Origin of the sequence: Ramlibacter ginsenosidimutans, assembly GCF_016654015.1 — a bacterium.
In the GTDB taxonomy this organism is placed as follows: Bacteria; Pseudomonadota; Gammaproteobacteria; order Burkholderiales; family Burkholderiaceae_C; genus Ramlibacter; species Ramlibacter ginsenosidimutans.
In genome coordinates this window covers 203,183-224,987 of sequence record NZ_JAEPWM010000003.1, presented here as the reverse complement: position 1 = coordinate 224,987, position 21,805 = coordinate 203,183, and the positions used below count along the sequence as shown (strand labels likewise).

Sequence of the window (21,805 nt, the reverse complement as noted above, 5' to 3'; positions counted from 1 at the left end):
CCTCTTTGGGTTCATGAAAAATGACCGCGCGGGCGCGGTCATCCTGTCATGCCCGGCGCGCGGCCGGCGTCATTCTGTCATCAGGCCTTGAACTTCTCCTTGGCCCGGCGCGCGAATTCGTTGGTGTAGGTCTTGGCGAGGTCGATGCGGTCGGGCTTCACGGACGGTTCGAAGCTGGCCAGCGCCTTCAGCGCCGTCTTCGGCCCGTCTTCCGGCATCATGCCGTCGAGCCCGATCGCCTCGCGCACCTTGTTGAACGAGGCAAGGTACAGCGCGCGGTCGCCGAGCAGGTAGCTCTCGGGGACGGTCTTGATGATGTCGCTCGGTCCCGCGGTCTGCAGCCATTTCAGGCCGTGCACGATGGCATTGGCCAGGGCCTGGCAGGTGTTGGGGTTGTTCTTGATGAAGTCGGTGTGCGCGTAGAAGCAGGCGGCAGGCATCGGGCCGCCGAACACCTCCTGCGTGCCCTTGAGCGTGCGCGTGTCGCTGATGATGCGCACGTCGCCCTTCTGCTCCAGCATCGTCATCACCGGGTCGGTGTTGCACATGGCGTCGATCTGCCCGGAGCGGATCGCGGTCAGCGCCCCGGCGCCGGTGCCCACCCCCACGTAGCTCACGTCGCTGGCCTTGATGCCGGCGCGCGAGAGCACGAGGTTGGCCACCATGTTGGTGGAGGAGCCCGGCGCCGACACACCGATCTTCTTGCCGCGCAGGTCGGCCAGGCCCTTGTAGTGGGGCAGCGTCTTGGTCGACACGCCCAGCGCGATCTGCGGCGCGCGGCCCATCAGCACGAACTCCTGGATCGCCTGGTTGCGCGCCTGCATGTTGATGGTGTGCTCGTAGGCGCCCGCCACCACGTCGGCGGAATTGCCCATCAGCGCCTGCAGCGCCTTGGCGCCGCCCGCGAAGTCGGAGATCTCGACGTCGAGCCCTTCGGACTTGAAGTAACCCAGCTGCTCGGAGATGGTCAGCGGCAGGTAGTAGAAAGCGGACTTGCCGCCGACGGCGATGGCCAGCTTGGACTTCTCCAGCTTGCCCTGCGCGCGCAGCGTGGGAGCCGCGACGGCGGCGGCCGCCATCAGCGTGAAGTTGCGGCGGGTGATCGTGGGTCGCATGCGGAGCCTCTCGTCATTGTTCTTTGGGATCACGCGAGCTTAAGAGCCATGCTGCGATGCCGCATCGGGTCGATCCCGTGCGGGTTTTCACGTAACGCAAACCGCCTCAGTGCAGACGTTCGCGCGCGCCCCTGCTCAGTGCCAGCCGGAGAGGAAGATCGCGACGTTCGCGAAGAACGCGAGGGCCCAGATCGCCGAGCGCGTCGTCGGCAGCCCGGCCACGTACATCGCGATGTAGATGATGCGCAGCGTGACGAACAGCAGCGCGAGGATGTCGACGCGCGTCTGCGGCGCACCCAACTGGTGGGCGATGATCACCGCGCCGATGAAGAAGGGCAGCGCCTCGAAGCTGTTGGCCTCCGCGGACACGGCGCGGGCGCGCCATCCGTCCAGGCGCGCCATCCACGCACGCGGATCGTTGTTGTCGTAGCCGCCCTGGCTGCGCGGCTTGCCGAAGTCGCGGAACTTCGCCAGGTACGAGCAGGCGTACGGCAGCAGCACCGCGAGCAGCACGCACCAGTAGGCGACGGTGAAGCGCGCGTAGATCGTCGTCGTCATGTCAGCGGGTCCTCCTGTCCACCAGCGCGTGCGCGATGGTCCCCAAGTCCACGTATTCGAGTTCGCTGCCCGCCGGCACGCCGCGCGCGAGCCGCGTGACCTTCAGGCCTCTTTGCTTCAATGCTTCCGCGATGACGTGCGCCGTCGCCTCGCCCTCCGCGGTGAAATTGGTGGCGAGGATCACCTCCTGCACCGCGCCGTTGGTGGCGCGCGCGAACAGCTTGGCCAGGCCGATGTCGCGCGGGCCGATGCCGTCCAGGGGACTGAGCTTGCCCATGAGAACGAAGTACAGCCCGTTGTAGGCCTGCGTGCGCTCCAGCGCCGCCTGGTCGGCCGGCGTCTCCACCACGCACAGCTTGCTGCGGTCCCGCTGCGGGCTGCGGCAGGTGGCGCAGACCTCGTCCTCCGTGAAGGTGTGGCACTCGCTGCAGTGGCGCACGCGCGTGGTGGCCTGCTCCAGCGCCCGCGCGAGCACGTGCGCGCCCTCGCGGTCGTGCTGCAGCAGGTGGAAGGCCATGCGCGATGCGGACTTCACGCCGACGCCGGGCAGGCGCCGCAGCGCCTCGATCAGGGCCTGGAGGGAGGGTTCTGCCAATGTTTAGAAGGGCAGCTTCATGCCTGGCGGCAGGCCCGCGGTGAGCTTGCCCATCTTCTCCTGCGTGGTCTCTTCGGCCTTGCGCACGGCGGCGTTGAAGGCGGCGGCCACCAGGTCCTCGAGCATGTCCTTGTCGTCGCCGAGCAGGCTCGGGTCGATGGTGACGCGCTTGACGTCGTGCTTGCAGGTCATGACGACCTTGACCAGCCCCGCGCCCGACTCGCCGCTCACCTCGATGGTGGCCAGTTCGTCCTGCGCCTTCTTCAGGTTGTCCTGCATCTGCTGCGCCTGCTTCATCAGGCCGGCCAGCTGTCCCTTGTTGAACATGGTGGGTCTCTCTAGTGTTTCTCGATCGGTTTGATGCTGCCAGGGACGATTTTCGCCCCAAAGTCCCGCTGCATCTGCTGCACGAAGGGATCGTTCAGGATGATCTGCTCCGCCGCACGCTGCCGCTGGGCCGCGGCGACTGCGGCGCGGCGCGCGGGGCTGTCCGTGACGGGGCCGACTTCCACGGAGATCTCCACGGCATGGCCGGCGCCCTGCAGGGCCGTGCGCAGGCGTTCGCGGCTCGCGGGCTGGTTCAGCGATTCGCGCTCGACGCGCAGCATCCAGTGGCCCTCGTCGCGCGCCACCAGCTGAGCCTGCAGCGCGAGCTCTCTCACGAGCGCGGCGATCGCCTCGCGCTGCACGAGGTCCTGCACGGTCGCCTGCCAGAAGTCACCTTCCGGCGTGGGGACGACGGTGGGCACGCCCGCAGGTGCTTCGCGCAGCGGCTCCGGTTGCACGCGCACGGGCACGCCGAGCACATCGTTGTTCGGGCGCGCTGGCGGCGTCGCGCGCGGCGGGGCCTGGCGCGGGTCGACGACGGGGAGGACGTGGCCGGGGGGCGCGGCGGGGGCGCGGCCTGCGGATGCGGCTTCCGGGGATTTCGCGGGCTGGGTCGACGCAGGAACGCTGGGGTTCGCTGCGCTCACCGCCAGCCTACCGGCAGAGGCAGGTTCCGTTGTTGTTGCGGATCCCGGGCTCTGCGCGCGTTCGGGACTCTTCGCAGGCTGGGGTGACGCAGGAACCCCAGCGATGCCGGCGTCAGCCGGCCGCTTCAGAGTTTTTTTTTCCGCCGCGCCGGGCTTGAACGCCAGCAGCCGCAGCAGCACCATCGTGAGCGCCGCGTATTCGTCGGGTGCGAGGCCCAGCTCCGCGCGCCCGTGCAGGCACATCGAGTACAGCAGCTGCGTCTCGTCGGCCGGCATCAGCGCAGCCAGCCGCGCGATCGCCGCCGATTCGTCATCGGTGGCATCCGCGGCCTGCGGCACCGCCTGCAGCACCGCCATGCGTTGCAGCACCAGGCTCATCTCTTCCAGCGCTGCGGCGGCGGAGAGGCCGTGCAGGCGCAAGGCCTCGGAGATCTCGACAACCGACTTGCCATCGCCTTCAGCGAGCGCCTCGATCAGCCGGAACACGTGGCTGCGATCGACGCTGCCCAGCATCTGGCGCACTGGCGCTTCGCGCAACTGGCCGGCACCGAAGGCGATCGCCTGGTCGGTCAGCGAAAGCGCATCGCGCATCGAGCCGCGCGCGGCGCGCGAGAGCAGCCGAAGAGCCTGCGCGTCGGCGGGAACGGCTTCCTGCTCCAGCACGCGCGCGAGGTGCTCCTGCACGGTCTCGGGCGCCATCGGCCGCAGGTTGAACTGCAGGCAGCGCGAGAGCACCGTGACCGGCACCTTCTGCGGATCGGTCGTGGCCAGCACGAACTTGAGGTACTCGGGCGGCTCTTCCAGCGTCTTGAGCATGGCGTTGAACGCGTGCCCCGTGAGCATGTGCACTTCGTCGATCATGAAGACCTTGAAGCGGCCCTGCACCGGCTTGTAGACCGCCTGCTCCAGCAGGGATTGCACCTCGTCGACGCCGCGATTGGAGGCCGCATCGAGCTCGGTGTAGTCGACGAAGCGGCCCGCGTCGATGTCCACGCAGGCCTGGCACACGCCGCAAGGCGCGGCGGTGATGCCGCCCGTTCCGTCCGGTCCCTGGCAGTTCAGCGACTTGGCGAGGATGCGCGACACGGTGGTCTTGCCGACGCCGCGCGTGCCGGTGAACAGGTACGCGTGGTGCAGCCGCTGCTGCTCCAGCGCATTCGTGAGGGCCTGCACCACGTGCTCCTGTCCCACCATCTCGAGGAAGGTCTTGGGCCGGTACTTCCGGGCGAGCACGAGATACGACATTCTTTCGATTCTAAAGGGGCCCTCCCGCCCAACCCGGCCTTGCCGCTCGCCTACAATACGAGGTGACGGGCCTCCCCGCATGGTGAAGCGGCCAACCGGGTCAGGTGGGGAACCAAGCAGCCCTAACTGTGGAGCCAGTGCCGGGGGTAAGGCTCGTCAACTTTTTTTTCGCGGAGATGGTGCATCGAGCACCACTTGGCTGCGCATGGCTCGCGTCATCGCGACGACGTCGCGCGGACCGCGCCGCGACTCGCCCCACGCACGCATCTCGTTCCAGCGAACGTCGCGCATACGTCACGCAGCCCCACCGCCGCAGCCTCACGCAGCGCGAATCCGTGCGGATTTGGCAATGCCGCCTCCACAGGGGCTTCCCACCTCTCCGCCGAGCTTCTACATTTTGTAACCATTACAGGTTAAGGGGCGCCGTGAGCAAAGCAAAGGCAGGCCACGCGCCGGCAGCATTGCCGGGCGCGCAGGCGGAAGTCGAAGTCGTCGAGAAGAGCAGCGACACGTCCTGGGCGATGTTCCAGGCGTTGCAGGGCCAATCGGAGCGCGGGTTCGTGCGGACCCGTCCCACCAAGCTCGCCGCGGTGGCCGAGGCCAAGGCGCAGGAGGATGTCACGGTGGACGATGTCCTGGTGGAAATCCGCCGCAACAACCGCGTGTGCCCGCTGCCCGCGATCTGGCAACGCCTGTACGCCTACCTGCCGAACACCGGCCCGCACCTGGCGAAGGTGCCGGCCAGCCCGGCCGAATGGGAGCAGGTGCCGTCGCTGGAGAAGCGCGCGCGCCTGCGCGAGCACGTCGAGTGGGCCGCCGCCCAAGGCGTGCTGCCCCAGGTGTACCAGGCCTTGCGCAAGCTGCCGGAAGAACGCTGGCACCACATGGGCGAGTGAGGCGGCGTCCTGCACGGCACAGCCACGCGTCCTACCTGCCTCGTCCGCGCCGCGACTGTCGGCGACTTCGCGCGTCCGACAGCATCGGCATTTGATTTCTCACAAACCAGTCCGAACGGACCAGCCTAGACTTCTTCGCATCACTGGGAGGTGAGCCATGGAGAAGGCCGCTGCCGGCGCAGGTGCCGGGTTCCGTCGGGAGTTCGCGCAGGGCGTTGCGATCGCCTTCGTGTCCCTTTGCTGCGCGACGCATGCGCAGGCGCAGGACAAGACCAGCCTGCCCGGCTCCGCCGCCGGCGACCAGGGCTTGCGGGTGCAGGTGCAGGCCAGCAGCCTGCCGCGCTTCGATGCCCAGGACGCCGGTTTCCAGTCGCCACGCGTGGATCTGTCCATCACGCCCTTCGACCGCCACGGCAACGGCCTCGGTGCGGTGTTCGGGTTGGCCAGTCCCTCGGCCGGGCCCGGCCTGCAGCCGCGCACGGGCGTCGACGTCGGCCTGCGCTGGAGCCAGCTGCTGCAGGCCCAGCGCATCGACATCACAGCGTGGCGCCGCATGAACGCCGCCGACGACGCCTACACGCAGATCCTGATGCGCGAGCCCGTGTACGGCGCCCGCGTCGAGATGAACCTCGCTGGCGGGCAGCGCTCCGGGCTCGCGATGGATCTCGGCTTCGTCGGCTTCCAGATGGAAAGCGGCGCGCGCATCACGGTCAAGCGCAAGGACGGCCGCCCGATGGTGTACTACCGCACGAGCTTCTGAAGTTCAGCCCACGGCCACGGGCAGCTCGAAGAAGAACTCGGTCCGCACGCCCGGTTCGCTCGTGAACCCGATGCGCCCGCCGTGCGCCTCCACGATGCTGCGGCAGATGGCCAGTCCCAGCCCCGTGCCTCCCTTGGCGCGCCGCGCCGACGAGTCCGCCTGCGCGAAGCGCTCGAACACGCGGTCCCTGAACTCGGCCGGCACGCCGCTGCCCTGGTCGGTGACGCTCACCCGGGCCCAGCCCTCGCGCTGCGTCACCCGCACTTCGACCCGCGCTCCCGGCTGCGAGAACTTGACTGCGTTGGACAGCAGGTTGACGCAGACCTGCACGATGCGGTCGGCGTCGGCGCCCACCAGCGGATCGGCATCCGCCTGCAGCGCCAGCTCCACCCGCACCCCGTCGGAGTAGGGCTGCGTATCGCGCAGCGCCTGCTGCACCAGCGGCGCGAGCGGCTGCACCTGCACGCGGTATTCGATCTTGCCGGATGCGATCTTCTCCAGGTCCAGCAGATCGTTGATCAACCGGATCAGGCGCTCGGTCGAGTCGTGGGAGATGGACAGCAGCTCCCTGGCGTCGGGCGGCAGCTCGCCCGCCAGGCCGGAGTGCATCAGGTTCAGGGAACCGTAGATCGCGGTGAGCGGCGTGCGCAGTTCGTGCGACACCGTGGAGATGAATTCGTCCTTCAGCCGCTCCACTTCCTTGCGCTGCGAGATGTCGTGCAGGAAGGCGCTGAAGAAGCGCTCGCGGCCCGTGGACACCAGCCCGATCTTCACTTCGACGGGAATCTCGCGGCCGTCGCGCGTGACCAGCACGCGCTCGACCGCGCGGTGCAGGAACTGCGAACGGCCGGTGCGCGCATACGTCGCGAGCGCCAGGTCCAGGTCCGCGGCCGAGCGCTTGGGCAGCAACAGTTCACCCGCACGCCGGCCCAGCACCTCCTCGCGCCCCCAGCCGAACACCACTTCGGCCTGCGTGCTCCAGTCGGTGATCCGGCCCCGCAGGTCGAAGGCGATGAAGGGGTCCTGCGCCGCTTCGATGATGGTCTGGATGCGCTGCTCGTTCGCGCGCACGCGGTCGAAGGCGTCGCGCAGTTCGGCCGTGCGCTGTTCCACGCGCTGCTCGAGTTCCGCGTTGAGCGCATGCAGCTCGCCGGTCTTCTGCGCGAGCTTGCCCAGCAGCGAGTTGAGCGCCGTTCCCAGGACCTCGACTTCGCGGTAGGCGCTGGAGGTCTCCACCTCCGCGACTTGGGCCTCTTCCATGCGGCGCGCGGCGGCGGCGAGTCCCAGCACCGGCTGCGCGATCTTGCGCGCCGCCAGCCAGCCGATCAGCGAGAACAGCAGCGCCAGGGCCCCCCCGCCCAGGGCTACGCGCCGCTGCAAGGCCCGCACCGGCGCGTACGCTGCGTCGGTGTCCTGGCGCACCAGGATGGTCCAGCCCGCCCCGGGCGAGGACTGGAAGCCTTCCGACGCGTCGTAGCCGACCACGTAGGTGCGGCCATCCGGCCAGCGCTCGGTCGTGTGGCCCTCCTTGCCCGCCCGGGCGAGCGCCAGGCTGGGCACGCGCAGCTGCCGGCCTTCCAGGTCCGCGGGCCCCAGCAGCACCCGGCCGTCCGCGGCCACGATCAGCGGCTCGGCGCGGCTGGGATCGGAGCCGAACACCGCGTCGCGCACGTCGCGCGCCCAGGCCCACGACACGTAGGCCCCGAGCACGCGCTGGCCGCCCCGGCCTTGCACGGGAAAGGCCACGTCGTAGAAGCGCTGCGGCGCATCGCCGGCGGTGAGCAACGCCGGCAGCACGGACGATTCCTGCACGTGCCCCAGGTGAACGCCCTGCAGTGCGTCGCGAAACCACGGCTGGTTGCTGACGTTGTCGCCGACGAGCGCACCGTTGCTCGCCGCGAGCACGGTGCCGTCCGGGCCGGCAACGCCCAGCCACAGGTAATAGCGATAACTGTTCTTGGCGGCGTCCAGCTCCAGCTGCACCGGCAGGTCCGCGGGCAGGCGATCGAGGCGAGCCGCCATGAGCTGCACCTCGCGATAGCGCTCGAACATGCCGCGGTCCAGCCGGTTGGTCATCTGATGCGCCAGCACCTTCATGTTGCTGCCGATGCCCGCGGCGACGTCCTCGCCCGCCTTGCGCTCGATCACCAGCGCCATGACCACGGTGAGCAGGATCGAGAGCGCGGAGAACGCCGTCGCGAGCCACGCGCCGAGTGACACGCGCTTGTACGCGCTCACCGGACCACCCTCCGCGCTGCGCGCTGGGGGATTCGCCTTGGGGCGGCCCTGCGGCTCATGCTGCGACCAGCCTTCCCTGTGCGGTGAGGAAGGCGCAGCGGACGGCCGCACCGCCCTGCGCCACCGCCACGGCTTCGCGGTAGCGCTGCATCTGCGCGCGCAGCTCCGGCTGCCGCTCCGGTGCGGCGGCCGACTTGTAGTCGAGGACCCACCACTCCCCCGTGTCCCGGCGCCGCACCAGCCGGTCGAGCCGCAGGAGCTCGCCACCGGCATGCAGTTCGATCTCGTTGCCTTGCCAGTCGACCTGCGCCGGGTCCCAGGCCCACGCGCCCTCGCCCTGCACGATGCGCAAGGCCATGGCCGCGGCCTCCCGTGCCGCCGCCTCGTCGAGCGCGAACAGGCGCTGCACTTCGGCAAGCTGCGCGGCTGCGATGCCGGTTCGCGGCTCCCAGGTTTCCAGCAGGCGGTGCATGGCCTCACCGAGCCGCGACGCGGGACTGCCGGGCGGCGCCTGCGGACGCAGCCACTCCATCGTGAGCGGCGCGCTGACACCGGGCACCTCGCGCAGCGCGAAGGTGGACGAGCGCGCAGCGGCGCTGAGCGGCTCCGCGGTTTGCGGTGGCGCCAGCAGCGCCGCGTGCGGCAGCAAGCGCTGCCACCAGGTCGGGACGGCGGGCGTCGTTGCGGGCACCACCGAGGAGATCACCAGCTGCCGGCCCGCGCGCGTCATCGCGACGTACAAGGCATTGAGTTCCTCGCGCGCCCGCGCGGCCTGCTCCACGGCCAGCGCCTCGGCGCTGCAGGCGGGCGGCCGCGTCTCGCTGGCGAGGAAGGCGAAGCGCCAGGGCGCGGGCGCCTCGCCGGGCCACTCGCACAGCACGCCCATGGTCTCCGGCCGCGCCGGTGCGTTGTCGGTGTCCAGCAGCAGGACCACGGGCGCCTCCAGGCCCTTGGCGCCATGCACGGTCAGCAAGCGCACCACGCCTTCGGCCGCCACCGCGGGCCCGCGGATGCCGCCCGCCTTGAGGGCGCGCACGAAGGCATAGGGCGTAAGGTAGCGCCCGCCGCCGACCTGCAACGCGGCGCCGAGCAGCGCCTGCAGGTTGGCCAGCACCGTCGCGCGCAGCGGCGCCGGCGCGCACCGCGCGAAGCGCGCCAGCACGTCGCCGTCGTCGTAGATCGCCTGCAGCGCGTCGTGCGGCGGCAGCGCCTGCACCCAGCGCTGCCAGCGTCGCAGTTGCGCCGCCGCTTCGCGCAGCGTCTGCGGCCCGTCGTCGCCAGCGAGGAGCAGCTCGAACCAGCCCCGCGGCGCGCCCGCGGCGGACGCGGCGCGCGCGCGCTCGCCGAGCGCCACGAGCTCCTCGTCGCCGCAGCCGAACAGCGGCGACTTGAGCGCACGCGCCAGCGACAGGTCGTGCCCCGGCGAGACCAGCAGGTCCAGCAAGGCCGTGAGGTCCTGCACCTCGGGCGCCTCGCACAGGTCGGTCTTCTCCGGTTGCTGCGCCGCGATGTGCAGCGCGCGCAGTTCGTCTTCCAGCGCCGACAGCCGCTCGCGCCGGCGCGCCAGCACCATCACGTCGCCCGCAGCCAGGCCGGCCTGCAATTGCTGCGCGATCCACGCGGCCGCCTGCCGGCATTCCAGCGTGACCAGGCGTTCTTCCGGCAGCTCGCGCCGCACGGTGAGGCTATCGCGCCAGGCGAAGCCCTCGTCGGGCTGGTCCGGCTTGTCGGGACGCGGCACCGGCGGCAGCGCCAGCACGGCGCCGGGCTCCAGGGACTCCGTCGTGTGCGGACGGAAGTCCAGGTACAGCTGCTCGTCCTGCGCCTGCCCCATCACCGCGTTGACGACCGCCAGCACGGCGGGCGCGTTGCGGTGCGTGTGGTCGCAGCTGAGGCGGTCGCCGCCCAGCTCGCGCCCGATGAAGACCTGGGCGGCGCGGAACACCTGCGGCTCCGCGCGCCGGAACCGGTAGATGCTCTGCTTGGGATCGCCCACGATGAACACGCTGGGCCCGTCGCCGCCCGCGCCCGCATAGCTGGAAAGCCAGGCGTGCAGCGCCTGCCACTGCATGGCGTTGGTGTCCTGGAACTCGTCGATCAGCAGGTGGCTCACGCGCTGGTCGAGGCGCTCCTGCACCCAGCCGGCCAGCACCGGATCGGACAGCAGCGCGTGCGCCGTGCGCTCGACGTCGCTCATGTCCACCCAGCCCTGCTCGCGCTTGAGCGCGGCATAGCATTCCAGCAGCAGCCGCGTCAGGCGTGCGAGCCGCTGCTGGTGCTGCCACGCTTCATGCTGCAGGCGCGCCGCACAGAGCCGTTGCGCGAGCGCCTGCGCGTGCCGCACGGTGTCCAGCCCCTGCAGCTTCTCGCTGAACTTGCGGATCTCCTGCGCCTGCGTCAGCAAGGCGTCGAACACCCCCTGCAGGTCACCGGCCGTGAGCGCCTGTTCCAGCTCGCCGCCCTTCGCGGCGAAGGTCGGCGCGGAGGCGCGGCCCAGCGTGCGCGCGGCCGCGAACAGCGGCTCGCGCACGCCGGGCCATTGCAGCACGTCCGCCGGCGCAGCGGCGCCCTCGAACTCGGGGAACACTTCGCCGAACGGGCGCACCGAATCCTCGACCACGCCCACCGCATCGGCCATGGCGAACTCCACGCGCTTGGAAAGCGCGGAGTCCAGCGCCTTCGCGGTGTTGAAGCGGCCGTAGGTCGCGACCGAGGCTTCGTAGTCCGCGCGCAGGACGGCATCGCGCTCCACGGCGGCATGGAAGCGCCGCCACACGCGCGCGACCGCTTCCTGGTCGTCCTCGAGCAGCTCGAAGCGGGTCGGCAGCCCCAGCCCTTGCAGCACGGAGACCGGCGCGCCGCGCAGCAGCGCCGCGAACCAGCTGTGGAAGGTGCGGATCTGCACCGGCCGGCCCGCTTCCAGCAAGCGCGCGCGCAGTCCGCGCAGGTCCGCGCACAGTTGCGCATCGGCATGCAGCAGGCCACGCATGCGCAACTGCTTCGCGAGCTCCTCGTCGGAGGCCGTGCTCCAGGCGGTGAGCCACTCGTCCAGGCGCTGCCGCATCTCGCCCGCGGCCTTGCGCGTGAAGGTGATGGCGAGGATCTCGTGCGGCGCCGCGCCTGCGAGCAGCGCCCGCAGGATGCGGGAGACCAGCATCCAGGTCTTGCCGGCGCCCGCGCAGGCCTCCACCGCCACGTGCCGCCGCGGATCGCAGGCGATCGCGTAGAACAGCTCGCGGCCGACCGGCTGCCCGTTGTGTTCGTACGCCGGCCCGGCCGGCGCCCCCCGCTCGCTACTCACTCCAGGAATCCCTCCGGCACAGCCCGCGCGCCGAGCAGAACTCGCACGCGCGCCCCTCGCCCAGCGCAGGCAGCGGCGCGCCCTGCGCGATGCGGCGCAGTTCCGCGGGGATCGCTTCGCGCAGCAGGTGGGTCGCTTCGGCGAGCGCCTCGTGCGGCACCGCCTTCATCTCGCCGCGCTCGCCCACGTTCAGATAGGCCGCTTCGACCTCGCGATCGGGCAGCAGCAGTGCGTAGAACGCGAGCTGCGTGTCCTCCAGCGGCGTCTTCATGCGGTCGCGCGTGGCCTGCAGGCCCTCGGTCTTGTAGTCCATCACCAGCGCAGTGCCACTGGCGCGGCGGTCGATGCGGTCGATGCGTCCTTCCAGCGTCCACTCGCCGAGCTGCTCGGTGTGCTTCGTCTCCGCGGCTTCGAACACGGTGCCGTCCGCCTCGTGCCGCTGCAGCCAGTCCAGGTAACCCTCGCGCACTGCCGGCCAGGCGGCCGCGAACGGCAGGAACTCGCCCTCGCCCAGGCGCTGGCCGGCCATCTCCTCGTGCGCGATCGCATCCAGCAGGGCGGCGCGTTCCGCGCGCGCCAGGCTTGCGCGTTCCTGCAGCCGCTCGTGGAACACACCGAGCACGCGGTGCAGCCAGGTGCCGAAGTCGCGCTTGTCGACCTCGGCCTCGATCTCGTCGGCCTCGCGCAGGCCCAGCATGCGCAACGCGAAGAAGCGATACGGGCAGCGCCGCAGATCCTCGTAGCTGCTGGCCGAGACCTGCGCCGGCACCAGTTGCGGCGCGTGCGCCGAGGGCGCGCCAACGGGCTGCGCGCTGCATTCGCGCAGTCGGCGCGGATCGCCGGCGGGCGCGCCGTCGCCCTGCAGCAGCAAGGCCTGCACGAGCGGACTGGCCAGCGTGCGTTCGCCGGTGTCGTCGGACTTGCGCCAGAGCACGTCGCAGTGCGGCGCCTGCAAGGCCTGGCGCCACGATGCGCGCTGCACGCCTTCCAGCGCCTCGCGCGAGGCCAGTCCCAGCAGGCGCCGCTGCGCCATCGACCAACCCGTGGGCGGTTCGGGCGATGCCGGCAGGCTTCGCTCGTCGCACCCGGGAACGACGACGGCTGCAAACGGATGCCCCAGCAACTGGCTCAAGGGCAGCACCACGACCTGCTCCTCGCCCGAATGCGGCGGCACGAAGCTCACGCTTTCCAGCACCTCGTTGGCCCAGGCCGTGAACTCGCGCGCGTTGATGCGCCGTTGCGCCTGCGGCCAGGCCGCCGCCTCGTCGCCGGCGCCCTCCTGCAGGCGCAAGGCTTCCAGCGCCTTCAGTCCGGCGGCATCCGCATGCAGCGGCTCCCACTGCCCGCAGTCGCGCAGCAGCGCGCGCGTGGCCGCGAGCCACTCGGGCAGGCTGCGCGTGGCCTGCAGGCCCTCGCGCCAGTCGGCGATGCGCTGCGCGACGGCCTGCACCGCTTCCGAGTCGCCCCAGTCGGAAGCGCGCAGCGCCCGCCATTCGCGCTGTCCCGCGCGCCGCACGCGGCGCTCCAGCGCCTGCACGAGTCCCGATCCGAGCTGCGGCACGTTCTTCAACCAGTCCAGCACCGCATCGGCCGGCGCATCCCAGGCGCACGCGCGCAGGGCGGCCATCAGGTTGGCGGCGGCGCGCGTGGTGGAGAGCTTCCAGCCCGTCTCGTCGTGCACCGGCACGCCGCGCGTGAACAGCAGCGCGCCGATGCGGCGCGTGAGCACGCGGTCGTTCGCGGCAAGCGCCACGGGTACGCGGCCCTGCGCGAGGTGATCCAGCACGCACGCCGCAGCACGCTCGGCTTCCTCGGTCGCGTCGGCCGCCGCATGCAGCGCGATCGAGCCGGCTGGCGCATCGACCGGCACCGGCCACACGAGCGCGCGTTCGCCCAGTTGCTGCGCGAGCGCGTGCGGGACGGCTTCGGCCTGGAAGCCTTGCAGCAGCACCAGCAGGTCCACGCCCGACGTGAGCGTGCCATCGAGCAAGGCATCGGTCGCATAAGCCGACGCGGCGGCCCACTCGAACGCGATGCGCGCGATCGCCGCCTCGACGGCGAGCGCCGGCGCCTCCATGCCTTGCAGCAGTTGCGGGCGCAGGCGCGCAGCCCAGGCACTGCGCTGCGCCGGCGGCACGGCGCGCGCGGCTTCCGCAGCCTGCCATGTCACGTCGACCAGCACGCTCGCGAGCGCATCCGCCTGCGCCCGCAAGCCGCCTTGCTCGAGCCAGCCGCGCGCGGCCAGCAGGTCGCGGCCGATCTCGAACGAGAGGTCCGTCGCGCCGGGCGACCAGGGCCGCTGGCGCGCCCAGTTCATGGTCGTCTCGAAGCGCGGCGCGAAGCCGTCGGGCACCTGCGCGGCCCAGAACTGCCGCGCCAGGGACATCAGTTGCGCGTAGGGCACGAGCACGACGGTGCGTGCCGGATGCGCCGCGCGGGCCGCCATCGCGTCCCGCAGTCTCTCGATGACGTCGCGCCACAGCCGCGCCGCACGATGGTTTTCTGCTATCCCAACCATAGCAAAGGCCCGGCCGGCGCGCGCCGGCGAGAGGTCTTGGTTTCTGTCACAATGCCCTGACTGTAGCTGTAGCGGGGGAGGTCCCCGCACCCCGAGAGGAATCCATGGCCAGCGACCTGATCAAGCACATCTCCGACGCATCCTTCGAAAACGACGTCCTGCAGGCCGACAAGCCGGTGCTGGTCGATTACTGGGCGGAATGGTGCGGCCCCTGCAAGATGATCGCGCCCATCCTCGACGAGGTCTCCGAGAGCTACAAGGACAAGCTGCAGGTGGCCAAGATGAACGTCGACGAGAACCGCGAAGTGCCCGCGAAGTTCGGCATCCGTGGCATCCCCACGCTGATGCTGTTCAAGGGCGGCCAGCTCGCCGCCACCAAGGTCGGCGCCATGAGCAAGGCGCAACTGACGGCGTTCCTGGATCAACAGCTCGCTTGAATCCAGGGGCCAGGAGCCAGTAGCCAGGGGCTAGGGACGGAAAATCCCCGGCCCCTTGTCTTTTCTGCATCCCCCAGCCTCCAGCCTCTCGCCCCCAGCCCCTTTTTTTCCTGCATAATCCGCCTCATCGCTGATCCGCCAAAGCAGGCGGGCAGTCCGATACGGTTCGCAGGGCATCTCTCGCCCCGCAGAGAACCTCCCCCCGACCTTCAAGAACATTCCCCCAAAGGGGTCACTCCATGCACCTGAACGAACTCAAGGCGCTGCACGTCTCGGAAGTCCTCAAGCAGGCCGAAGAGCTCGAGATCGAGAACACCGGCCGGATGCGCAAGCAGGAGCTGATGTTCGCGATCATCAAGAAGCGCGCCCGCGCCGGCGAGCAGGTCTTCGCCGATGGCGTGCTCGAAATCCTGCCCGACGGCTTCGGCTTCCTGCGCAGCCCGGACACGAGCTACACCGCTTCGACCGACGACATCTACATCTCGCCCTCGCAGGTGCGCCGCTTCAACCTGCACACCGGCGACATGATCGAAGGGGAAGTGCGGACGCCGAAGGATGGCGAGCGCTACTTCGCGCTGACCAAGCTGGACAAGGTCAACGGCGGGCTGCCGGAGGACAACAAGCACAAGATCATGTTCGAGAACCTGACGCCCCTGTTCCCCCGGGAACAGATGCGCCTCGAACGTGACGGCCTGAAGAGCGAAGAGAACATCACGGGCCGCGTGATCGACATCATCGCCCCCATCGGCAAGGGCCAGCGCGCCCTGATCGTCGCGCCGCCCAAGAGCGGCAAGACGGTGATGATGCAGCACATGGCGCACGCCATCGCCGCCAACTACCCCGACAGCTACATGATGGTGCTGCTGGTGGACGAGCGCCCGGAAGAAGTGACGGACATGCAGCGCTCGGTCAAGGCCGAAGTGATCGCGTCCACCTTCGACGAGCCCGCCGCCCGCCACGTGCACGTCGCCGAGATGGTGATCGAGCGCGCCAAGCGCCTGGTCGAACTGAAGAAGGACGTGGTGATCCTGCTGGACTCGATCACCCGCCTCGCCCGCGCCTACAACAACGTCGTGCCCTCGTCCGGCAAGGTGCTGACCGGCGGCGTGGATGCGAACGCGCTGCAGCGCCCCAAGCGCTTCCTCGGCGCGGCGCGCAACGTGGAGGAAGGCGGCTCGCTGACCATCATCGCCACCGCGCTGATCGACACCGGCTCGCGCATGGACGAAGTCATCTTCGAAGAGTTCAAGGGCACGGGCAACTGCGAACTGCACCTGGACCGCCGCCTCTACGAGAAGCGCGTGTTCCCCTCGATCCAGCTCAATCGCTCCGGCACGCGCCGCGAGGAACTGCTGCTGGCCCCCGAGATCCTGCAGAAGACCCGCATCCTGCGCCAGTTCATGTACAACATGGACGAGATCGAGGCGATGGAAATGGTGCTGAAGTCCATGAAGGCGACCAAGACCAACGTCGAGTTCTTCGACATGATGCGGCGCGGCGGCTGAGTATTCCGGCGCACAGCAGAACAGAAGCCCGGCGATGCCGGGCTTTTTTGTCGGAGTCGCCAGTAGCATCATGCGGGCATGAAGCTCGTGACCTGGAACACCCAGGAATGCAAAGGCCTGGCCGGACAGGTGAGCTGCAGCCGCATCGTCGAGACGGCCCGTGCGCTGGCGGACTTCGACGTGCTGTGCCTGCAGGAGATCTCGGACAACGATCCCGACGCGTACCAGAGCGTGGAAATCGGCAAGCTGCTGCCCGGCTTCCAGGTCTTCTTCGGCGCGGCGCAGGACCTCTTCGAGGACGGACAGCGCAAGCGCTTCGGCAATCTCGTCGCCACCCGGCTGCCCGTCGCGCAGGTGCAGCACCATCCGCTGCCGTTTCCTGCCGATCCGGGCATCGGGTCGACGCCACGCATGTGCACCGTCGTCACGGTGCGCGACCCACAACTGGGACCGGTGCGCATCATGACCACCCACCTGGAGTTCTATTCGAAGATCCAGCGCCTGGCGCAGGCGCGCGCCGTGCGGGCGCTGCACCTCGAGTATTTCGAGCAGGCCCAGTCACCGCCCCGGGGTGCCACGCAACTCACGGCGGAAGCGATCCTGTGCGGCGACTTCAACTCGCATCCGGGCACCGAGGAACATGCGGTGCTCAGCGAGACATCCGAACTCAGCACCTTCTGGGATGCCTGGACCCTGGCACATCCGGACCAGCCGCATCCGCCCACCTTCTGCGTCCACGAGCAGAAGTACCTGCCCGAGCCGGTCGCCTTCGACTTCGTCTATGTCACCGACGGGCTGCAGGACCGGGTGCGCAGGCTGGACGTGGACGGCGCCACCCGGGCGTCGGACCACCAGCCTCTTGCGCTGGAGCTCGAGGGCGGCTGAGGCAGGGCGCACGCGGGACGCTATAATTGCGGGCTTCACTGCGGAAAGTACGTCGGAATGGTCCGGCGCGGCTCCCGACACTCGACGAGGGACCCCCATGAAAGAAGGCATCCACCCCAATTACCGCGACGTTTGTTTCGTGGACCTGTCCAATGGCTTCAAGTTCGTGACGCGCTCCTGCGTGTCCACGCGCGAGACCACGAAGATGGACGACGGTCGCGAGCTGCCGCTGTTCAAGCTGGACACCTCCAGCGAATCGCACCCGTTCTACACGGGCACCCAGAAGTCGGTCAACGACATGGGCGGCCGCGTCGACAAGTTCTTCAAGAAGTTCGGCAAGACCGCCGGCAAGTAAGAACCGCTCGCTCCAGGAAAGGCAGCTTCAGGCTGCCTTTTTTGTTGGACCGGAGCGTGTGACACACTCCCGCGCGTGAACCAGCCGACCCCCGCCATCGTCGCCCAGAGCGCCGTGCGCCGCCTGCCGCGGCTGGCACTGCTGCTGTTCTGCGCGGCCTACGTGCTGTCCGGGTTCATCGGCCGCGACCCCTGGAAGAACGCGGACATCATGGCCTTCGGCTACATGCTGGAGCTCGCCCGGGGCCACGCGCCGTGGCTGCACCCGCAGTTGCTGGGACTGCCGCCGGAGTTCGAGGCCCTGCTGCCGTACTGGCTCGGCGCCTGGGCGATCCAGCTCGCACCGTCCTGGCTGTCGGCCGATGTCGCCGCACGCCTGCCCTTCATCGCCCTGCTGGTGCTCAGCCTGCTGGCCACGTGGTACGGCGTGTACTACCTGGCACGCACGCCTGCGGCGCAGCCCGTGCCGTTCGCGTTCGGCGGCGAAGCGCGGCCGACCGACTACGCGCGCGCCATGGCCGACGGCGGGCTGCTCGCGCTGATCGCGTGCCTGGGGTTGATGCAGCTGTCGCACGAGACCACGCCGGCGCTGGCACAACTCGGGTTCACCGCCCTCACCTTCTACGGCTTCGCGGCGCTGCCCTATCGCATCGCCGTTCCCGTGCTGTCGCTGGCGACCGGCCTGGTCGGACTGGGCCTGAGCGGCGCGCCGGCGATGGCGGCGCTCTTTGCCGCCGGCGGCACGCTGCTGCACTTCGCCGAGACGCCGGACCAGGACGCGCATGGGGCGAACCGGTGGCAGGGGGCCGCCGTGATCGTGCTGGCCGCGCTCGCCGCCGCCGCCGCGGCGGCCAGCCTGGGCATGTGGGAATGGCGGCTGCAGCCGCCCGGCCAGTTCACGCTGCACCAGTGGACGGGCTTCGCGAAGCTGCTCGCCTGGTTCACGTGGCCGGCGTGGCCGCTGGCCGTGTGGACCGTGTGGCGCTGGCGGCGCCAGCTGGGGCATCGCCACGTGGCGCTGCCCTTGTGGTTCGCGCTCGTGGGCGTGCTCTCGGCCGTGCTGTCGCCCAATCCCGACCGCGCCCTGCTGCTCGCGCTGCCGGCGCTGGCGACGCTGGCCGCCTTCGCGCTGCCCACCTTCGAGCGCAGCGTCTCCGCGCTGATCGACTGGTTCACGCTGCTGTTCTTCAGCACGAGCGCGCTCGTGATCTGGGTGATCTGGATCTCGCTGCAGACCGGCGTGCCCGCCAAGCCCGCGCAGAACGTCGCGCGGCTCGCGCCCGGCTTCCAGCCCTCCTTCGGCCTGCTGTCCTTCCTGCTCGCCGTCGCCGCCACCGGGGCGTGGCTGGGGCTCGTGCGCTGGCGCACCAAGCGCAACCCGCAGGCGATGTGGAAGAGCCTGGTGCTGCCCGCGGGCGGCACGGCGCTCGCCTGGCTGCTGGTCATGACCTTGTGGCTGCCGGTCCTGAACTACGCGCGCAGCTACTCGGCGCCGGTGCTGCGCCTGGCGGCGCACGTGGACGGCCCCGGCTGCGTGCAGGCCTTCGGCCTCACGCGCCCGCAGATCGCCGCGCTGATGTACCACGGCCACATGGACCTGCGTGCAGCCAGCACCGACAGCCCGTGTCCGTGGCTGGTCGCCGCCGGCGACCTGGAGGCGTCCGTCCCGACGGCGTTCGGCAAGCACCACTGGACGCTGGTCGCGCGCATCCCGAGGCCCACCGACGCCCGCGAAACGATCCTCCTGTACAAGAAAAAGTAGCGGCGTGCGGGAACGGGGGATCATCGCGCGTCATGCGGGCACCGTGCTCGCCGGCCAGCTGGCCACCATGGCCTTCGGCATCACCGACACCGTGGTGGCCGGCCGCTATGCGCAGCAGGCGCTGGCGGCGCTGTCCGTCGGCTCCGCCGTGTACATCACCGTGTTCGTCGCTCTCATGGGGGTGCAGCAGTCGCTGCTGCCGATCTGGGCGGAGCTGCATGGGGCGGACCGCAAGCAGGACCTCGGCCGCTCGGTGCGCCAGGCCTTGTACCTCGCCGCGCTGGCCTCCGTGATCGGCGTGTTCTGGCTGCTGTTCCCGAACGCGCTGCTGCAGGGCACCGAGGTGCCGCCTGTGCTGCAGCAGGACGTGCGCCACTACCTCGGCGTGCTGGCGCTGGCCCTGCCCGCGGCCCTGCTGTTCCGCATGTACAGCACGCTGAACCAGAGCCTGGGCAAGCCGCAGCTCGTGACCTGGCTGCAACTCGCCTCGCTACTGCTGAAGATCCCGCTGACCATCTGGTTCGCGTTCGGGGGCGCCGGGCTGCCCGCGATGGGCGCCGTGGGCTGCGCCTGGGCCACCGTCGTGGCGAACTACGTCTTCCTCGGGCTGGCGATCTGGCTCGTGCGCACCGACGACCTGTACCGGCCCTACGCGATCTGGCGGCCGCTGGAGGCGCCCGACTGGCGCACCATCCGCCAGTTCGCGCGCCTCGGCGTGCCGGCCGGCCTGGCCATCATGGTGGAGGTCACCTCGTTCACGCTGATGTCGCTGTTCATCGCGCGCCAGGGAACACTGTCGGCGGCCGCGCACCAGATCGCGTCCAACATGGCGGCCGTGCTGTACATGGTGCCGCTGTCGGTCGCCATCGCCACCAGTGCGCGCGTGAGTTACTGGCTGGGCGCGGGCGACGCGAAGAAGGCGCGCGCGATCGTCCGCACCGGCTTTCGCATCGGCTGGTCGCTGGCCATCGTGCTGGCGGCGACCGTGCTCGCGTCCCGCCATGTCATCGCCTCGCTGTACTCGGCGGACCCGCGCGTCGCCGCCGTGGCCGCGGGCCTGCTGGCGCTCGTGGCCGCCTTCCACCTCGGTGACGCGACGCAGGCACTGTGCGTGTTCGTGCTGCGGTCCTACCGCGTGACGGTGGCGCCGCTGGTGGCGTACTGCGTGCTGCTGTGGGGCGTCGGCGTGGTGGGCGGCTACCGGCTCGCCTATCGCGGCCTGGGGCCGATCGCTGCGCAGCACACGCCGGCAGCCTTCTGGACGGCCAGCAGCTTCGCGCTGGGCCTGCTCGCGCTCATCCTGCCGTTGATTCTGTGGCGGGCTGTGCGGCGCTTTCGGACGGCTTGAGCGGGAGCGGCCGCACGCGCGTGGCCGGCAGCAGGATGGTGAAGGTGGACCCCTTACCCAGGGTGCTTGCTATCTTCAGCTCGCCGCCGTGGCGCTGCACCACGTGCTTGACGATGGCCAGCCCCAGCCCGGTGCCACCGGTTTCACGCGAGCGGCTGCGGTCCACGCGGTAGAAGCGCTCCGTCACGCGCGGCAGATGTTCCGCGGCGATGCCGGGGCCCGTGTCGCGCACCGCCAGCTCGAAGCGACCGCCCGCCGCCTCACGGGCCTGCACGTCCACCACGCCGCCGGAAGGCGTGTAGCGCACCGCGTTGCTCACCAGGTTGGAGAACGCGCTCTGCAGCTCGCTGGCGGCCCCGCCGAGTGCGAGGGCGGGCGCCTCGCCGAAGCGCAGCTCCATCTTCTTGCCCAGGGCCTGCACGAGCGCGGCGGACTCCTGCTGGCACTGGGTGAGGAAGGCCGCCGCCGGAGTCCACTCCGTCGCGTCCGGCAGGGGACTGCCCTCCAGGCGCGACAGGGTCAGCAGGTCGCTCACCAGCGTCTGCATGCGCTGGGCCTGCACGCCCATCATGCCCAGGTAGCGGTTGCGCTCCTCGCGCGGGAGGTCCAGGTTCTGCAGCGTCTCGACGAAACCGGCCAGCACGGTCAGCGGCGTGCGGATCTCGTGCGACACGTTGGCGACGAAGTCGCGCCGCATCGTCTCGGCCTGCTCCACCGAGGTCACGTCGCGCGACAGGATCAGCAGCCGGCCTTCGCCATAGGGATGCAGCCGCAGCGACAGCTTGACCGGGCGGCTCGCCGAACTGCCGGGCGCGGCGATGACCACGTCGTGCTGGTAGTTGCGGCCCTGGTAGAAGGCATGGAAGGCCGGATCGCGCAGCAGGTTGGTGATCTGCTGGTGCAGATCGCGCTCGGGATCCATCCCGAAGTGCTGCGCCGCCGTCTCGTTGATCCATTCGATGCGGCCGCGCGGATCGAGCAGCACCACACCGTTGGGGGAGGCGCGGATCGCGTCGAGGAAGTCGTCCAGGCGCTGCTCGGCCTCCAGCGTGCGCTGCTCGCGCGCACGCAGCGCGCGCCGGGTGCGCTCCAGTGCCTCGCCCCACAGTCCGCCCGTGCGCGGCACCTCCTGGGGCTCGGGATTGCGCAGCCAGCGCAGCACGCGCGCAGCGCGCAGCGTCTCGAGCAGGAAGCACGCGATGGCGCCCGCCGCCACGCCCAGCTCCGCGCCGCGTTCGCCGGCGAGAGCGAGGCCGAGTGCCCCGCCGGCCGCGAGGCACAGCACGAACAACAGCAGCCGGTTCAGCATCGGTG

General features: G+C 70.2%; 17 protein-coding genes and 1 other RNA gene. 9 read left to right on the top strand and 9 right to left on the bottom strand.

Annotated features, from left to right (window positions below; translation table 11 throughout):
- Window positions 1-80: 80 nt before the first annotated feature.
- The 5 genes from JJB11_RS10535 to dnaX form a co-directional block, all read right to left on the bottom strand.
- The gene (locus JJB11_RS10535; RefSeq protein WP_242528928.1) at window positions 81-1,079 is read right to left on the bottom strand and encodes an ABC transporter substrate-binding protein; all 999 of its coding nucleotides are present in this window, start codon (window positions 1,077-1,079) and stop codon (window positions 81-83) included.
- Between the two features lie 171 nt (window positions 1,080-1,250).
- A complete protein-coding gene (locus JJB11_RS10530) occupies window positions 1,251-1,673 on the bottom strand; it encodes an MAPEG family protein (protein ID WP_201170093.1) in 423 nt (140 codons plus the stop codon).
- Between the two features lies 1 nt (window position 1,674).
- Window positions 1,675-2,268 carry a recombination mediator RecR gene (gene recR / locus JJB11_RS10525; RefSeq protein WP_201170084.1) on the bottom strand — a complete coding sequence of 198 codons (594 nt, stop codon included), beginning with the start codon at window positions 2,266-2,268 and terminating at the stop codon, window positions 1,675-1,677.
- 3 nt (window positions 2,269-2,271) lie between these two features.
- The gene (locus JJB11_RS10520) at window positions 2,272-2,595 is read right to left on the bottom strand and encodes a YbaB/EbfC family nucleoid-associated protein (protein WP_201170071.1); all 324 of its coding nucleotides are present in this window, start codon (window positions 2,593-2,595) and stop codon (window positions 2,272-2,274) included.
- Between the two features lie 11 nt (window positions 2,596-2,606).
- The gene (gene dnaX / locus JJB11_RS10515; protein WP_201170066.1) at window positions 2,607-4,487 is read right to left on the bottom strand and encodes a DNA polymerase III subunit gamma/tau; all 1,881 of its coding nucleotides are present in this window, start codon (window positions 4,485-4,487) and stop codon (window positions 2,607-2,609) included.
- Window positions 4,488-4,551: 64 nt separating this feature from the next.
- On the opposite strand from dnaX, the gene ffs reads away from it, so the two are divergent.
- The 3 genes from ffs to JJB11_RS10500 all read left to right on the top strand — a co-directional run bounded on the left by ffs (window position 4,552) and on the right by JJB11_RS10500 (window position 6,143).
- An RNA gene (gene ffs, locus JJB11_RS10510) (signal recognition particle sRNA small type) lies at window positions 4,552-4,648 on the top strand.
- A gap of 264 nt (window positions 4,649-4,912) precedes the next feature.
- On the top strand, window positions 4,913-5,383 hold the full coding sequence (locus tag JJB11_RS10505) for a hypothetical protein (protein WP_201170064.1): 471 nt from the start codon (window positions 4,913-4,915) through the stop codon (window positions 5,381-5,383).
- A 157-nt stretch (window positions 5,384-5,540) separates the two neighbouring features.
- Window positions 5,541-6,143: a hypothetical protein gene (locus JJB11_RS10500; protein WP_201170062.1), complete on the top strand. Its 603-nt coding sequence runs from the start codon at window positions 5,541-5,543 to the stop codon at window positions 6,141-6,143.
- Between the two features lie 3 nt (window positions 6,144-6,146).
- Here JJB11_RS10500 and JJB11_RS26545 read toward each other — a convergent pair whose 3' ends face one another.
- The 3 genes from JJB11_RS26545 to JJB11_RS10485 are packed head-to-tail and all read right to left on the bottom strand — an operon-like array spanning window position 6,147 to window position 14,128.
- Entirely contained in the window at window positions 6,147-8,381 is a 2,235-nt protein-coding gene (locus JJB11_RS26545; RefSeq protein ID WP_201170061.1) for an ATP-binding protein, read from the bottom strand.
- A gap of 55 nt (window positions 8,382-8,436) precedes the next feature.
- Window positions 8,437-11,682 (bottom strand): UvrD-helicase domain-containing protein, encoded by a 3,246-nt coding sequence (locus JJB11_RS10490; RefSeq protein WP_201170058.1) that lies wholly within the window; start codon window positions 11,680-11,682, stop codon window positions 8,437-8,439.
- Window positions 11,675-14,128: a PD-(D/E)XK nuclease family protein gene (locus JJB11_RS10485; RefSeq protein WP_201964751.1), complete on the bottom strand. Its 2,454-nt coding sequence runs from the start codon at window positions 14,126-14,128 to the stop codon at window positions 11,675-11,677. Before JJB11_RS10485 ends, JJB11_RS10490 begins: the two co-directional genes overlap by 8 nt.
- 176 nt (window positions 14,129-14,304) lie before the next feature.
- Here JJB11_RS10485 and trxA point away from each other — a divergent pair, with 176 nt between their 5' ends.
- The 6 genes from trxA to JJB11_RS10455 all read left to right on the top strand — a co-directional run bounded on the left by trxA (window position 14,305) and on the right by JJB11_RS10455 (window position 20,491).
- A complete protein-coding gene (gene trxA / locus JJB11_RS10480) occupies window positions 14,305-14,637 on the top strand; it encodes a thioredoxin TrxA (RefSeq protein ID WP_201170052.1) in 333 nt (110 codons plus the stop codon).
- A 239-nt stretch (window positions 14,638-14,876) separates the two neighbouring features.
- On the top strand, window positions 14,877-16,142 hold the full coding sequence (gene rho, locus JJB11_RS10475; protein ID WP_201170049.1) for a transcription termination factor Rho: 1,266 nt from the start codon (window positions 14,877-14,879) through the stop codon (window positions 16,140-16,142).
- Window positions 16,143-16,220: 78 nt separating this feature from the next.
- Window positions 16,221-17,027 carry an endonuclease/exonuclease/phosphatase family protein gene (locus JJB11_RS10470; RefSeq protein WP_201170046.1) on the top strand — a complete coding sequence of 269 codons (807 nt, stop codon included), beginning with the start codon at window positions 16,221-16,223 and terminating at the stop codon, window positions 17,025-17,027.
- A 97-nt stretch (window positions 17,028-17,124) separates the two neighbouring features.
- Window positions 17,125-17,382 carry a type B 50S ribosomal protein L31 gene (locus JJB11_RS10465; RefSeq protein WP_201170031.1) on the top strand — a complete coding sequence of 86 codons (258 nt, stop codon included), beginning with the start codon at window positions 17,125-17,127 and terminating at the stop codon, window positions 17,380-17,382.
- A gap of 75 nt (window positions 17,383-17,457) precedes the next feature.
- The gene (locus JJB11_RS10460) at window positions 17,458-19,143 is read left to right on the top strand and encodes a hypothetical protein (protein ID WP_201170017.1); all 1,686 of its coding nucleotides are present in this window, start codon (window positions 17,458-17,460) and stop codon (window positions 19,141-19,143) included.
- 4 nt (window positions 19,144-19,147) lie between these two features.
- The gene (locus tag JJB11_RS10455; RefSeq protein WP_201170015.1) at window positions 19,148-20,491 is read left to right on the top strand and encodes an MATE family efflux transporter; all 1,344 of its coding nucleotides are present in this window, start codon (window positions 19,148-19,150) and stop codon (window positions 20,489-20,491) included.
- On the opposite strand, the gene phoR is transcribed toward JJB11_RS10455, so the two are convergent.
- Window positions 20,439-21,800: a phosphate regulon sensor histidine kinase PhoR gene (phoR, locus tag JJB11_RS10450; protein ID WP_201170012.1), complete on the bottom strand. Its 1,362-nt coding sequence runs from the start codon at window positions 21,798-21,800 to the stop codon at window positions 20,439-20,441. The two genes, JJB11_RS10455 and phoR, sit on opposite strands and share 53 nt — an antisense overlap.
- Window positions 21,801-21,805 lie beyond the last annotated feature (5 nt).

What these genes read in the sequence shown, in the direction of transcription:
- JJB11_RS10535 (WP_242528928.1), bottom strand. Translation starts at nt 1,079, where the DNA reads ATGGCGGCCGCCGCCGTCGCGGCTCCCACGCTGCGCGCGCAGGGCAAG.
- JJB11_RS10530 (WP_201170093.1), bottom strand. Translation starts at nt 1,673, where the DNA reads ATGACGACGACGATCTACGCGCGCTTCACCGTCGCCTACTGGTGCGTG.
- JJB11_RS10520 (WP_201170071.1), bottom strand. Translation starts at nt 2,595, where the DNA reads ATGTTCAACAAGGGACAGCTGGCCGGCCTGATGAAGCAGGCGCAGCAG.
- dnaX (WP_201170066.1), bottom strand. Translation starts at nt 4,487, where the DNA reads ATGTCGTATCTCGTGCTCGCCCGGAAGTACCGGCCCAAGACCTTCCTC.
- JJB11_RS10500 (WP_201170062.1), top strand. Translation starts at nt 5,541, where the DNA reads ATGGAGAAGGCCGCTGCCGGCGCAGGTGCCGGGTTCCGTCGGGAGTTC.
- JJB11_RS10485 (WP_201964751.1), bottom strand. Translation starts at nt 14,128, where the DNA reads ATGGCGGCCCGCGCGGCGCATCCGGCACGCACCGTCGTGCTCGTGCCC.
- trxA (WP_201170052.1), top strand. Translation starts at nt 14,305, where the DNA reads ATGGCCAGCGACCTGATCAAGCACATCTCCGACGCATCCTTCGAAAAC.
- rho (WP_201170049.1), top strand. Translation starts at nt 14,877, where the DNA reads ATGCACCTGAACGAACTCAAGGCGCTGCACGTCTCGGAAGTCCTCAAG.
- JJB11_RS10470 (WP_201170046.1), top strand. Translation starts at nt 16,221, where the DNA reads ATGAAGCTCGTGACCTGGAACACCCAGGAATGCAAAGGCCTGGCCGGA.
- JJB11_RS10465 (WP_201170031.1), top strand. Translation starts at nt 17,125, where the DNA reads ATGAAAGAAGGCATCCACCCCAATTACCGCGACGTTTGTTTCGTGGAC.
- phoR (WP_201170012.1), bottom strand. Translation starts at nt 21,800, where the DNA reads ATGCTGAACCGGCTGCTGTTGTTCGTGCTGTGCCTCGCGGCCGGCGGG.